Annotated in this window: 8 protein-coding genes; 3 read left to right on the plus strand and 5 right to left on the minus strand. The window is 73.2% G+C overall.

Translation table 11 applies throughout. The features are described 5' to 3' along the window. Window positions 1-8 precede the first annotated feature (8 nt). Both ACGF13_RS15810 and ACGF13_RS15815 read right to left on the minus strand, forming a co-directional pair. Window positions 9-2,372, minus strand: a complete 2,364-nt coding sequence (locus tag ACGF13_RS15810; RefSeq protein WP_392874485.1) for an immune inhibitor A domain-containing protein — start codon at window positions 2,370-2,372, stop codon at window positions 9-11. A gap of 169 nt (window positions 2,373-2,541) precedes the next feature. Then, complete coding sequence (locus ACGF13_RS15815) at window positions 2,542-4,608, minus strand: prolyl oligopeptidase family serine peptidase (RefSeq protein WP_392874488.1); 2,067 nt, start codon at window positions 4,606-4,608, stop codon at window positions 2,542-2,544. Between the two features lie 95 nt (window positions 4,609-4,703). Between ACGF13_RS15815 and ACGF13_RS15820 the strand changes: the two genes are divergently transcribed. Then, window positions 4,704-5,873 carry an aminotransferase class V-fold PLP-dependent enzyme gene (locus ACGF13_RS15820; RefSeq protein WP_392874491.1) on the plus strand — a complete coding sequence of 390 codons (1,170 nt, stop codon included), beginning with the start codon at window positions 4,704-4,706 and terminating at the stop codon, window positions 5,871-5,873. A gap of 162 nt (window positions 5,874-6,035) precedes the next feature. Beyond that, entirely contained in the window at window positions 6,036-8,891 is a 2,856-nt protein-coding gene (locus tag ACGF13_RS15825; RefSeq protein WP_392875756.1) for a DEAD/DEAH box helicase, read from the plus strand. A gap of 68 nt (window positions 8,892-8,959) precedes the next feature. Here the strand turns inward: ACGF13_RS15825 and ACGF13_RS15830 are convergent, their stop codons facing one another. From ACGF13_RS15830 to ACGF13_RS15840, 3 genes are all read right to left on the minus strand, one after another. Further along, window positions 8,960-9,892: a 5'-3' exonuclease H3TH domain-containing protein gene (locus tag ACGF13_RS15830; RefSeq protein ID WP_392874494.1), complete on the minus strand. Its 933-nt coding sequence runs from the start codon at window positions 9,890-9,892 to the stop codon at window positions 8,960-8,962. Window positions 9,893-9,921: 29 nt separating this feature from the next. After that, window positions 9,922-10,992: a cation diffusion facilitator family transporter gene (locus ACGF13_RS15835; RefSeq protein WP_392874497.1), complete on the minus strand. Its 1,071-nt coding sequence runs from the start codon at window positions 10,990-10,992 to the stop codon at window positions 9,922-9,924. A gap of 194 nt (window positions 10,993-11,186) precedes the next feature. Continuing rightward, window positions 11,187-11,915 (minus strand): gamma-glutamyl-gamma-aminobutyrate hydrolase family protein, encoded by a 729-nt coding sequence (locus ACGF13_RS15840; protein WP_392874499.1) that lies wholly within the window; start codon window positions 11,913-11,915, stop codon window positions 11,187-11,189. A gap of 209 nt (window positions 11,916-12,124) precedes the next feature. Between ACGF13_RS15840 and ACGF13_RS15845 the strand changes: the two genes are divergently transcribed. Continuing rightward, window positions 12,125-13,528, plus strand: coding sequence for a glutamine synthetase family protein (locus ACGF13_RS15845; RefSeq protein WP_392874502.1), 1,404 nt, complete (start codon window positions 12,125-12,127; stop codon window positions 13,526-13,528). Window positions 13,529-13,530 lie beyond the last annotated feature (2 nt).

Here is a 13,530-nt window from a genome sequence, read left to right on the forward strand (position 1 = left end):
TGCGCGGGTCAGGAGGCCGGGCCGACCCGGACGGTGGTGATCTTCCCGCCCTGGGACTCCCGGACGACCTCGATCTTCGTGTTGGTGTCCGGCACCTTCACCGTCAGCTGCGGCGTCGCCGGGTCGCCGTACACCCCGGTGTGGTCGTTGAACACCGGCACGGCCGGCTTCGCCGGGACCCGCACCGCGACGCCGCCCTTGTGCAGGGTGAACGGCGTGGTCGGCTTGAGCGAGAAGGGCGCGTCGTACGTCTGCGCCCGCCCGTTGACCAGGGTGCCGTCGGCGAAGCGGACCGGCGCCGGGTGGGCGTCGACCGGCAGGATCAGCCCGCCGCCGGGGTGGTCCTTGGTGTTGTTGTCACCGTACGAGGTGTCCCACAGCCAGACCAGGACGCCCTCCTGGTACGGGTAGTTGTCCACCACGTTGGCCTTGCCCGCGACGCCGCCGTAGCCGAAGTTGTACGGGCCGGTCTTCAGGAACGCCCCGTAGCCGGTGTAGCGGCGGTTCTCGGCGAGGTACGCGCGCGGGTGCTGCTTGACGGCGGTGCGGCCGGTGATGACCGTGAAGCCGCCGGCCGTCCAGCCGCCGGTGCCGTTCTCGGCGCCGTCGGTGAACAGCACGGTGGCGCCGGCGGTGGCCTTCACGGCGTCCACCAGCACGCCCCGGCCGTGGGTGTTGCTGTCCGAGGTGACGTGGAAGCGCAGCCGCACCTGCTGCCCGAGGTAGCCGTCCAGCGGGATGTGCAGCTGCTTGTAGCCGCCGGAACTGCCGCTCAGCCCAGGGGTGTTGGCACTGGTGTTGCCGATCGGGGCGCCGTCCACGGTGCCGCCGAGGGCGGTCCAGTGCTTGCCCTGGTCGGTGGAGGCCTCGACGGTCAGGAAGTCGTAGTCCTGCTCGGTGTCGTACCAGACCGCCGCGTCCAGGGCGGCCGGGCCGGCGGCGGTGCGCAGGTCGACGTCCCGGGCGAGGGAGTTGTCGAGGTTGTCGCCGGTGTCGCTCCACCACTGCCGGCCGCCCTCGTACGGGTCGGCGAGGTCGGTGCTGGTGGTGCCGTCCGGCAGGTGCACCAGGACCGCCTGGGCCTGGTCGGTGTTGTAGCTGCTCACCCCGAGGGCGTGGGTGGAGCGGGTGGCGGCCTGCGCCTCGTCGTAGTCGAGCCAGCCGAACTGCAGCTTGCTCCAGGCGTCGAGGTCGCCGGGGTAGCCGCCGGTGGTGTTCGGGCCCTTGCCCAGGTAGGAGCCGGAGGACATCAGCGACCAGAAGTTGACGCTGTTGTCGCCGCCGCTGGTGGGGTACAGGTCGGGCAGGCCGAGGTTGTGGCCGTACTCGTGGGCGAACAGGCCGACGCCGCTGTTCTCGCCCGCCTGGACGTAGTCGTAGACGTACAGGCCGGTGTCGCCGACGGGGGCGCCGCCGATCCTGTTGCCCTCCGGGCCGGTCTGTCCGGTCGCGTCCGGGAAGGTCCAGCTGCGGTGCGCCCACAGCGCGTCGGCGCCCTGGGCGCCGCCGCCCCAGGTCTCGTCCACGCCCGCGTGCACCACGACGACGTTGTCCAGGTAGCCGTCCGGCTGGGCGAACTCGCCGTCCTTGTCGTGGTCGTAGCGGTCGTAGACGTCGTACTGGGCGAGCTGCGCCTTGATGTCGGCGGCGGAGCGGCCCTTGGCGATCTCGCCGTCGTACCAGGCCTTGACGGCGTCCCGGATGAACTCCTGGCCCTGGGTCCAGGCGCCGGAGCCCTGCGGGCCCTTGTTGCTGCCGTAGCGGGCCTCGTTGTACGGGACGGTGACCCAGTCGCTGACGGTGCCCTCGACGTCGTACCGGCCGGAGGACTGGGTGCGGTAGTAGTTGCGCATCGACACCGCGCCGGGCGTGTCGTCGAAGAACATCTTCTGGTAGTACGCGCGGTCGAAGTCCGCCGACCACAGGGTGTGGTTGTCGTCCTGGCCCGGCTTGGGGATCTGGTTGTGGCGTGGGCCGGGGGTGCCGCCGTAGCGGGCCTGGCCGTTCCACTGGGTGGTGGTGTCCACCTGGTCGCCGAACTGGGCGAGGATCACGAAGACCTTGTCCGTGCGCTGGTGCGCGAGTTGGACGTAGTCGTCGCCGATCTTCACCTTCGCCGGGGCCCGCTTGCCGGCGCTCTTGGCGACGGTGCCCTTGTTGAGCTGTTCCAGGGCCTTGCCGCGCAGCGCCTGGCGCTCGCGCTCCTGCGGGACCAGCGGTGCGGGCGGGGCCTCGGCGCCCTGCCCTGCGTCGGCGGGGGCGGCGAGGGCGGCGGGGGTCGGGGGTGCGGCCTGGGCGGGGGTGCCCAGCAGGGTGGCCGCTATCGCGCCGGTGGTGAGCGCGGCGGCGAGGGCGGCGGACAGTCTGCGCAACTGACCGTTCCTTTCCGGGGGATGGGGGTCCTTCGGGTCATCAGTCGGTGAAGCGCAGGTAATATTTCACATGTGACCGGTCACGTGGAAGGGGCTGGGGCAAGTGGAAGGGGCGCCGCACCCGGCGGTGCGACGCCCCTCGGCACTCCGCCCGGGGCGGTGCGACGGATCACTCCAAAGAGGCCCGCAGGAAGGCGAGTTCGGCCTGGGCCAGCTGCTCCAGCAGCCCGCCCGGGGTCATGTGGGTGGCGCCGGGCAGCGGCAGCACGTTGTGCGGGCGGCCGGCCCTGGTGAGCGCCTGGGAGAGCAGCAGGGTGTGCGAGGGGTGGACGTTGTCGTCCGCCAGCCCGTGGATCAGCAGCAGCGGCCTGGCCAGGCCGGGCGCGTCGGTGAGCAGGCAGTCGTCGGCGTAGCCCTCGGGGTTCTCCTGCGGCAGGTCCATGTAGCGCTCGGTGTACGCGGTGTCGTAGAGCCGGAAGTCGGTGGGCGGGGCGCCCGCGCAGGCGGCGTGGAAGACGTCCGGGCGGCGCAGCACGGCGAGCGCCGCGAGGTAGCCGCCGTACGACCAGCCGCGCACGCCGACCCGGCCGAGGTCGAGGTCCGGGTGCTCCTCGGCGAGCGCGTGCAGGGCGTCGACCTGGTCGTCCAGGGTCACCCGGGAGAAGCGGCGGAAGATGGTCCGGCTGAAGGCGGGGGAGACGAACGGGGTGCCGCCGTTGTCGACGGTGACCACCGCGAAGCCCTGGTCGGCCCACCACTGCTTGAGCTGCCAGCGGCGCGGCTCGTTGGCCACCGCCTGGTAGCCGGGCCCGCCGTAGACGTCCAGCAGGACGGGCAGCCGCCGGCCGGGGACGTGGCCGCGCGGGTACACCACGGCGGCGGGCAGGGCGCGTTCGGTGACCCGGGAACGCTGCGGCTCCACCCGGTGGGGCAGTGGGGCGCTGAGGTCGGTGAGCGGCAGCTCGCGGCCGTCGAGGCTGACGACGCGCCGGACGCCGCCGGCGTCGGCCGAGGTGAGCAGCAGGGTGTCGGCGGCGGCGAGGGCGGTGTGGGTGCCGGGGCTGGAGGTGAGCGGCTCGGGGGCGCCGCCGTCCGGGTCGATCAGGTGGACGTACTGGTCGAAGGGGTCGCCCTCGCCGGTCTCGCAGAGCAGCCGGCCGCGCAGCCGGCCGACGACCCGGCGGATCTGCAGGCCGGTGGTGTCCAGCGGCTTGCCGTCCAGCGCGAGGCCGCGGGCCTGCGGGGTGTCGTGGACGGTGAGCAGTCGGCCGTCGGCCAGCCGGGCGGGGGTGCCGGGCAGGTCGTCCACCCAGAACTCGTCGGTGGTGCGGGAGAGTTCGTCGGTCCTGCCGGTCTGCGGGTCGGCGCTCAGCAGCAGCACGTTCTGCTGCAGGCGGTCGGCGACGGTGAGCAGCACCTCCCCGTCGGAGGCCCAGGAGGCGGCGCAGACGTACGGGAACTCCTCGGCGTCCCAGTGCAGTCGGACCCGGGTGCCGTCGAGGCCGAGCGCCCAGAGCTGGACGTCCGCGTTGGGGCCGCCGGCCTGCGGGTAGGCGAAGTCCTCGGGCGCCTCGCCGGGGTTCGCCGGGTCGGCGAAGTACCGCCGGGGGACGGCGGACTCGTCGACCCGGGCGGCCAGCAGCGCGCGGCCGTCCGGGCGCCACCAGTGGCCCCGGTGGCGGCCGAGCTCCTCGGCGGCGGCGAACTCGGCGACGCCCCAGCGGGCGCCGTCGGCGGGGGAGAACGGTTCGAGGGCGGGGGTGACGAACAGGGCGTCCCCGGCGACGTAGGCGACGCGCTGCCCGGTGGCGTCCGGCCGGGGGTCGAACGCGGGCCCGGCGACCGGGAGTTCGTCGCTGGTGCCGGCGGCGGTGTCGGTGCGGAACAGCCGGCCGTCCAGGGTGAAGACGGCGGTGGAGAGGTCGGCGGTGGCGGCGTACGTGCCGATCCCGGCGGCGACCAGCCGGGTGCGCTCGCGCAGCCGGCGCTCGACGGCGGGCAGGTCGTCGCGCCGGCCGGTGCGGCCGGGCAGCAGTGCGGCCGGGTCGGCGACCAGCCGCTCCTCGCCGGTGGTGGTGTCGAGCAGGTGGAGGCGGTCGACCGGGTCCTCCGGACCGGTGGAGCGGAGCAGCAGCAGCCGGGTACCGTCCTCGGCGAAGGTGTACGCACGCGGTGCGCCGAAGGTGAACCGGCCGGTACGGGCGCTGAGGGCAAGGAAGGCGTCGGTGATGGTCACGGCCCGATGGTGGTCGCGAGGTGCGCGCCCCGACCAGTAGTCTGTCATGTGAAATGTCACACATCAGTGTGAGTGTCAGCCAGCGGAGGAAACCCGTGATCGAGGACCTGCGGACCGCCGAACCCCCGGCCCCGTTGCCCGCCGCCGACGGGCTGTTCAGCGTGTCGCCGGCGGCGCACCTGAACCACGGCTCGTTCGGGGCCGTGCCCGTCCCGGTGCAGCGGGCGCAGGAGCGCCTGCGCGTCGAGCACGAGCAGGACCCGGACGGCTTCTTCGCCGACCTCCCGGCCCGGATCGCCGCGGCCAGGACCCTGCTCGCCGCCGAACTGGCCACCGACCCGGACCGGCTCGCGCTGGTCTCCAACGTCACCGAGGCGGTCGCGATCGCCCTCGACAGCATCCCCTTCGCGCCCGGCGACCGGATCCTGGTCACCGACCACGGCTACGGCGCGGTGACGCGGGCCGCCGCCCGCAAGGCCGCCGAGACGGGCGCCGAGGTCGTGGTCGCCCCCGTCCCCCTGGAAGCCCCCGACGAGCAGGCCGTCCGGGAGGCCGTGCTCGCCGCCGTGGACGACCGCACCACCGTCGCGATCCTCGACCAGCTCACCTCGCCCACCGCCCGCCTGGTGGCCGGCCCGGCGCTGCTCGCCGACCTGCGCGCCCGCGGCGTCACCACCGTGGTGGACGGCGCCCACGCACCCGGCATGCTGCCCGCCCCGATCGACCCGAACGCCGACTTCTGGTTCGGCAACCTGCACAAGTGGGCCTTCGCCCCGCGCGCCACCGGGGTGCTCGCCGTCCGCCCCGAGTGGACCGCCCGGATCCGCCCGCTGGCGCTGTCCTGGGAGCACGACAAGGGCTTCCCGGGCAACGTCGAGTGGCGCGGCACCTGCGACTACACGCCCTGGCTGGCCGCCCCGGCCGGCTTCGAGCTGCTGCGCGGACTCGGCCACGCGGCGGTGGCCGCCCACAACACCGCCCTCGCCGGGTACGGCCGCCGGGTGCTGGCCGAGCGGGCCGGCCTGGCCCCGCTGCCCGCGACGCCCGGGGTGTGGATGAGCACCGTCCGGCTGCCCGCCGGGTACGGCGAGACCGAGCCGCAGGTGAAGGCGCTGATGGCCGAGGTGTGGCACCGGCTCGGCGCCCGGATCGCCGTCCGCCCCTGGGAGGGCGGCGGGGTGCTGCGGGTCAGCGCGCAGCTCTACAACCGGCCGCAGGAGTACGAGCGGCTGGCGGACGGGCTGGTGGAGCTGCTGAAGGGCTAGCCGCTTCGAACCCGAAACCGTCCCGATCACCCGGAGACATTTGCGACCATGGAACCGGGAGAGGAGTGATCCCGTCGCACGGAAAACGGTGCTATCGATGTCACTCCTCCCGGGTAACCTCTCGCTGAGATGCGAGATCACACCAACCACACCCGGACGGCGATGAACACCCCCGATCCAGAGCCCCAGGACGACCAGGAGCTCAGCCCCGCCGAGGCGTACGCGGCCAGCCGTCGCCGGGCCCAGGAGCAGGCCACCGCCCTGTACGGCTTCCAGCAGCTGTACGACTTCCCGCTGGACGACTTCCAGCTGGAGGCCTGCGAGACGCTGGAGGCCGGATCCGGCGTCCTGGTCGCCGCCCCCACCGGCTCCGGGAAGACCATCGTCGGCGAGTTCGCCGTGCACCTGGCCCTGGCCTCGGGCCGCAAGTGCTTCTACACCACGCCGATCAAGGCGCTCTCCAACCAGAAGTACGGGGACCTGGTCAAGCGCTACGGCGCCGCCAAGGTCGGCCTGCTCACCGGCGACAACTCCGTCAACGGCGACGCACCCGTGGTGGTCATGACCACCGAGGTGCTGCGCAACATGCTCTACGCGGGCTCCAGCACCCTCGACGGCCTCGGCTACGTCGTGATGGACGAGGTGCACTACCTCGCCGACCGCTTCCGCGGCGCCGTCTGGGAGGAGGTCATCATCCACCTCCCCGAGTCGGTCACCCTCGTCTCGCTCTCCGCGACCGTCTCCAACGCCGAGGAGTTCGGCGACTGGCTGGACACCGTGCGCGGCGGCACCAAGGTGATCGTCTCCGAGACCCGCCCCGTGCCGCTGTGGCAGCACGTGATGGCCGGCAACCGGATGTACGACCTGTTCGCCAACCCCGACCGGGACGGCCGCCCCAAGAACAACCTGAAGAACCCCGGCAAGGCCGTCAACCCCGAGTTGGTCCGGCTCGCCCGCTCCGAGCTCGACCGCAACCCGCGCGACCGCTTCGGCCGCGGCCGGGGCCGCTCGATGCCCAACGGCCGTCCCGGCCGGGTCTGGACGCCGGGCCGGGTGGACGTCATCGACCGGCTCGACGCCGAGGGCCTGCTGCCCGCGATCACCTTCATCTTCAGCCGGGCCGGCTGCGAGGCCGCCGTCCAGCAGTGCCTCAGCTCCGGGCTGCGGCTCAACAAGGACTCCGAGCGCGCCCAGGTCCGGGCCTTCGTCGAGGAGCGCTGCGCCGACATCCCCGACGAGGACCTGCACGTCCTCGGCTACTTCGAGTGGCTGGACGGGCTGGAGCGCGGCATCGCCGCCCACCACGCCGGGATGCTGCCCCGGTTCAAGGAGGTCGTCGAAGAGCTCTTCGTGAAGGGCCTGGTCAAGGCCGTCTTCGCGACCGAGACCCTCGCGCTCGGCATCAACATGCCCGCCCGCTCGGTGGTCATGGAGAAGCTGGTCAAGTGGAACGGCGAGACCCACGCCGACATCACCCCCGGCGAGTACACCCAGCTCACCGGCCGGGCCGGGCGGCGCGGCATCGACGTCGAGGGCCACGCCGTGGTCCTCTGGCAGCGCGGCCTCGACCCGGAGGCGCTGGCCGGCCTGGCCGGCACCCGCACCTACCCGCTGAAGTCCTCGTTCCGGCCCTCGTACAACATGGCCGTCAACCTGGTCTCCCAGTTCGGTCGGCACCGCTCGCGCGAGCTGCTGGAGACGTCCTTCGCCCAGTTCCAGGCGGACCGCTCGGTGGTCGGCATCGCCCGCCAGGTGCAGCGCAACGAGGAGGGGCTGGAGGGCTACCGCGAGTCGATGACCTGCCACCTCGGCGACTTCGACGAGTACATGGAGCTGCGCCGCCGGCTCAAGGACCGCGAGAACGAGATGGCCCGCGAGGGCACCAGCCAGCGCCGCGCGGCCGCCGTCGAGTCCATCGAGCAGCTGAAGCCCGGCGACGTCATCCACGTGCCCACCGGCAAGTTCGCCGGCCTCGCCCTGGTCCTCGACCCGGGCCTGCCGCCGGTCAACCGCTCCGGCCGGGGCGGCCCGCGCCACCCCGACTTCCAGGACGGCCCGCGCCCGGTGGTGCTCACCGCCGAGCGGCAGGTCAAGCGGCTCGCCATGATCGACTTCCCGCACCCGGTCGCCGCCATCGAACGGCTGCGCATCCCCAAGTCCTTCAACCCGCGCAGCCCGCAGTCCCGGCGCGACCTCGCCTCGGCACTGCGCACCAAGGCCGGACACCTGGAGCCCGAGCGCTTCCGGCGCGGCCGCGCGGCCGCCGCCGACGACCCGGAGATCACCCGGCTGCGCACCGAACTGCGCCAGCACCCCTGCCACGGCTGCTCCGACCGCGAGGACCACGCCCGCTGGGCCGAGCGCTACCACCGGCTGCACCGCGACACCGAACTGCTGGAACGCCGGATGCGCTCGCGCACCCACACCATCGCCCGCACCTTCGACCGGGTCTGCGCGCTGCTCACCGACCTCGGCTACCTCAGCGGGGACACCGTCACCGACGACGGCAAGCGGCTCGGCCGGCTCTACGGCGAACTCGACCTGCTCGCCTCCGAGTGCATCCGTGAGGGCGTCTGGAGCGGCCTGGCCGCCGCCGAACTCGCCGCCTGCGCCTCGGCGCTGGTGTACGAGGCCCGCCAGTCCGACGACGCCGGCGCCCCCCGGGTGCCGGAGGGCGCGGCCAAGGAGGCGCTCGGCAAGATGGTCCGGATCTGGGGCCACCTGGACGCCCTGGAGGAGCAGCACCGGATCAACACCGCCGAGGGCGTCGGCCAGCGCGAGCCCGACCTGGGCTTCGCCTGGGTCGCCTACCGCTGGGCGCTCGGCCACAACCTCGACCAGGTCCTGCGCGACGCCGACATGCCGGCCGGCGACTTCGTCCGCTGGACCAAGCAGCTGATCGACGTCCTCGGCCAGATCCAGGACGCCGCCGGCGAGGACGCCGAACTCCGCAGGACCGCCCGCAAGGCCGTCGACGGCCTCCGCCGCGGCATCATCGCCTACTCCTCCGTCGGCTAGCCGCCCGAACCCCCGCAGGGGGCCCGCGCGTTCGCCACGAACGCGCGGGCCCCTCGGCGTGTGGCGGCTCAGCGGGTGGCGAGGGCGTCGAGGAGGCGGTCGAGGGAGGTGCCGAGGCCCCAGCGGGTGGAGAGTTCCTCGAGGGTCATGGGGTAGAGGGGTTCGCGGGGGAGGGCCGGGTCGAAGTCCGGGAGGGGGGCGTCGTCGGCGACGCGGACGACCGTGGGGGCGACGTCGAGGTAGGCGGCGCCCTCGACGATGTTGCGGCGGCGGGCGGGGGTGAGCTTGGAGGCGACGTCGAGGGCGGCGGCGCGGATGGCCGCGAGGTCGCCGTACTCGTTGATCAGCTGGGCGGCGGTCTTCTCGCCGATGCCCTTGACGCCGGGCAGGCCGTCCGACGGGTCCCCGCGCAGGGCGGCCATGTCGGCGTACCGGGCGCCGCGCACGCCGTACTTCTCCAGCAGCACCGCGTCGTCGGTGACCTGGAGGTTGCCCATGCCCTTGACCGGGTAGAGCACGGTGATCCCGCGGGCGTCGTCCACCAGTTGGAAGAGGTCGCGGTCGCCGGTGACGATCTGTACCGGTCCGGTCGAGCGGGCGGTGAGGGTGCCGATGACGTCGTCCGCCTCGTAGCCGGGGGAGCCGACGCGGGCGATGCCGAGGGCGTCCAGCACCTGTTCGATCACCGGGACCTGCGGGGCCAGGGTGTCGGGCACCTCCTCCTCGCCGTCCTCGGCCGCCTCGGCGACCCGGTGGGTCTTGTAGGAGGGGACGAGGTCGACCCGCCACTGCGGGCGCCAGTCGGCGTCCATGCAGGCCACCAACTGGTCGGGCCGGTGGTCGTGGACCAGCCGGGCGATGAAGTCCAGCAGGCCGCGGACGGCGTTGACCGGCTCACCCTGCGGCGAGCGCAGGGTGTCCGGTACGCCGAAGTAGGCCCGGAAGTAGAGGCTGGCGGAGTCGAGCAGCATCAGTCGCGGTGCGGTCACGTGTCGAATCATGCCGTACGGGGATGACGGACGGACGGTTCTCAGTGCTCGTGCGGGCCGGCGCGGTGGACCGGGCCGTGGGCGTCGGCGCAGTGTTCGGCGGCGGTGTCGGACGGGGTGGCGATCTGCAACAGTGCGCCGGCCTCGTCCTCGCCGACGTGGTCGACCTGGAGGGTGGAGTGGGTGATGCCGTACTCGTCCGCGAGCCGGCGCTGCAGGGAGCGCCGCACCGCGTGGCAGTCGCCGCCGGGGGTGACCAGGACGTGTGCGGACAGGGCGGGCTGGCCGGAGGTGATCTCCCAGATGTGCAGGTCGTGGATCTCCTCCACCAGCGGCTCGGTGACCATCCGGTCGGCCACCGTGTCCGGGTCGATCCCGGCCGGGGCGGCCTCCAGGAAGATCCGCCCGGAGTCGCGGACCAGCGCGATGCCGGCCTTGAGCATCAGCGCGACGACGATCAGCGAGGCGATTGCGTCGGCCCGGGCGAAGCCGGTGGTCAGGACGACGGCGCCGGCGACGGCGGTGGCGATGAACGCGTACAGGTCGGTCAGCACGTGCTGGAAGGCGCCCTCGACGTTCAGCGAACTGCGGTTGGCCTTGGACATGCACCAGGTGGCCGCGAGGTTGACCACGATCCCGACCAGCGCGGTGACCAGCACCAGCGAGCCGGTGACCTCCGGCGGTTCGAACAGCCGGGTGATCGCCTCGTAGCCCAGCCAGGCCGACAGCACCAGCAGGGTGACGCCGTTGGCCTGGGCGGAGAGGATCTCGGCGCGCTTGAGGCCGTAGGTGTAGCCGCCCCGCGCCGGGCGGGCGGCGAGCCGCATGGCGACCAGCGCGAGCGCGATCGAGGCGGCGTCGGTGAGCATGTGCGCGGCGTCCGAGATCAGCGCCAGGGACTGGGCGGCGAAGCCGACCGCGACCTCGCCGGCCATGAAGACGACGATCAGGGCGAGGGCGCCGAGCAGCCAGCGTCGGTCCGCGTCGGCGGAGACACCGTGCGAGTGGCCGCCGTGGCCGCCTGAGCCGTGCGCGTGCCCGCCGGAGCCGTGCGCGTGCGAGTGCTTGTGGTCATGCGCATGATCATCGTGCGAATGCTCGTGCCCGGCCATGGAAGTCCTCTCTGGGCGCACGGGTGGGAAAGGGGGCGCGTTGCGACCGCCCCGCAACCGAAGTGAACCGCAGAATCGACAAAGATCCAAAGGCTGTACTGGTGACCGTTGTCGTTGCCGTTCAGAGGGGCGCACCCGGTGCGTTCCGCAACCGGCCGAACAGCCGAAATCCCCTGCCCCCGCGCCCAGTTGTGCTACCCCAGCACCAGTGTGTCGAGGACCGCCGCGGTGGCCGCCCGGACCAGGGCCCGCATCAGCCGCAGGTCGTCCCCCTGCTCCGGGTGCCACTGCACCCCGAGCGTGAACCCCGGCCCCTCCACCGCCTCCACCGTCCCGTCCGGCGCGTGGGCGCTCACCCGCAGGCCCGACCCCACCCGGTCGACGGCCTGGTGGTGGAAGGTCGGCACCTCCAACTCGCTCTCCGGCAGCAGCCCGCCCAGCAGCGTCCCCGGCACCGGGCGCACCGGGTGCGAGCCGTAGCGGCCGGGCGTCCCGCCGTGCACGTCCACCGGCACCACGTCCGGCAGGTGCTGCACCAACGTCCCGCCGCACACCACGTTCAGGATCTGCATCCCCCGGCAGACCGCCAGCAGCGGCATCCCCGCCGCCAGTGCCGACCGCAGCAGCGCGACCTCCCAGGCGTCCCGCTCCGGCGAGTCCACCTCCGTCGCCGGGTGGGCCGGCTCCCCGTAGTAGGCCGGGTCGATGTCCGGCCCGCCGGCGATCACCAGGCCGTCCAGCCGGGCCAGCACCTCCGGCGCGCGCTCCGGGGCGTCCGGCGGCAGCAGGACCGCGATCCCGCCGGAGTCCCGGACCTGCGCGGTGTACCGCTCGGGCAGCAGGGCCACCCGGCGGCCCCGCCAATCGCTCCAACTCGCGTCCACCAGGTAGGTGCTGACGCCGATCAAAGGCCTGCGATCCATGGCGCGCATTCTCCCCCCGAAGGGGCTGATCCACCGTCAGCCACGCGCGTCGGCGCGCCACGGGCGGCCGGCGTCGCATCGGTTCCCCGCCGGACCCCGCCCGTCCCCTCCCGACACCCGCCCGCCCTCTTCCGCCCCGCGAGCCGCAGGCCGTACGGTTCGCTGTGACCGCTTGATCTCGAAGAGTGATCGAGGAGGAGGGCTCGGCCATGCCCGATACGCCCGAACTGTCCGAACGGGCCGCCGCCGGCGCGCCGTCCCGGCCGCCGCTGACCCTGGACGGCCTGCGCGCCCTGGTGGACGCCGGCGAGGTGCACACCGTCGCGCTCGCCTTCACCGACATGCAGGGCCGTCTCCAGGGCAAGCGCTTCGCCGCCCGGTTCTTCCTCGACGAGGTCGCCGAGCACGGCGCCGAGGCCTGCGACTACCTGCTGGCCGTCGACGTCGACCTGAACACCGTGGACGGCTACGCCTTCTCCTCCTGGGCCACCGGCTACGGCGACTTCGCGATGCGCCCCGACCTTGGCACCCTGCGGCTGACCCCCTGGCAGCCCGGCACCGCCCAGGTCACGGCCGACCTCGCCCGGCACGGCGGCCACCCGGTGGACGCCGCCCCGCGCCAGCTGCTGCGCCGCCAGATCGCCCGGCTCGCCGAGCACGGCCTGGCCGCCGACATCGGCACCGAGCTGGAGTTCCTGGTCTTCCGCGACACCTACGAGCAGGCCTGGCAGGGCGGCTACCGCGGCCTGACCCCGGCGAACCTCTACAACGTGGACTACTCGATGCTCGGCACCGCCCGGGTCGAGCCGCTGCTGTCCCGGATCCGCACCGAGATGGCCGGCGCCGGCCTGGTGGTGGAGTCCGCCAAGGGCGAGTGCAACCTCGGCCAGCACGAGATCGCCTTCCGCTACGCCGACGCCCTCACCACCTGCGACCAGCACAGCGTCTACAAGACCGGTGCGAAGGAGATCGCCGCCCAACTCGGTTGCGCGCTCACCTTCATGGCCAAGTACGACGAGCGCGAGGGCAACAGCTGCCACATCCACCTCTCGCTGCGCGACGCCGTCGGCGCCCCCGCCTTCGCCGACCGGGACGGCCGGATGACCGACACCATGCGGCACTTCCTGGCCGGCCAGCTGGTCGCGCTGCGCGAGTTCGGCCTGCTGTACGCGCCGAACATCAACTCCTACAAGCGCTACCGCCCGGGCTCCTTCGCCCCGACCGCCGTCGCCTGGGGCCGGGACAACCGCACCTGCGCCTACCGGGTGGTCGGCCACGGCCCCGGCCTGCGGATGGAGAACCGGGTGCCGGGCGGCGACGTCAACCCGTACCTCGCGGTGGCCGGGATGATCGCGGCCGGCCTGCACGGGCTGCAGCGCAAGCTGGAACTGCCCGCACCCTGCCTCGGCAACGCCTACGCGGTCGAGGAGTACGCCCGGGTGCCCGCATCGCTGCGCGAGGCGGCGGACCTGTGGGCGCAGAGCGCCCTGGCCCGGGAGGCCTTCGGTGACGACGTGGTCGACCACTACCTGAACATGGCCCGGGTCGAGCAGGCCGCCTACGACGGGGCGGTCACCGACTGGGAGCGCTACCGATCCTTCGAACGGATGTGACC

Source organism: Kitasatospora sp. NPDC048286 (genome assembly GCF_043201735.1).
Taxonomy (GTDB): domain Bacteria; phylum Actinomycetota; class Actinomycetes; order Streptomycetales; family Streptomycetaceae; genus Kitasatospora.

Excerpts from the sequence above, each read along its gene's own strand:
- ACGF13_RS15825 (WP_392875756.1), top strand. The coding sequence starts at position 6,036 with ATGAACACCCCCGATCCAGAGCCCCAGGACGACCAGGAGCTCAGCCCC.
- ACGF13_RS15830 (WP_392874494.1), bottom strand. The coding sequence starts at position 9,892 with ATGATTCGACACGTGACCGCACCGCGACTGATGCTGCTCGACTCCGCC.
- ACGF13_RS15835 (WP_392874497.1), bottom strand. The coding sequence starts at position 10,992 with ATGGCCGGGCACGAGCATTCGCACGATGATCATGCGCATGACCACAAG.
- ACGF13_RS15840 (WP_392874499.1), bottom strand. The coding sequence starts at position 11,915 with ATGGATCGCAGGCCTTTGATCGGCGTCAGCACCTACCTGGTGGACGCG.
- ACGF13_RS15845 (WP_392874502.1), top strand. The coding sequence starts at position 12,125 with ATGCCCGATACGCCCGAACTGTCCGAACGGGCCGCCGCCGGCGCGCCG.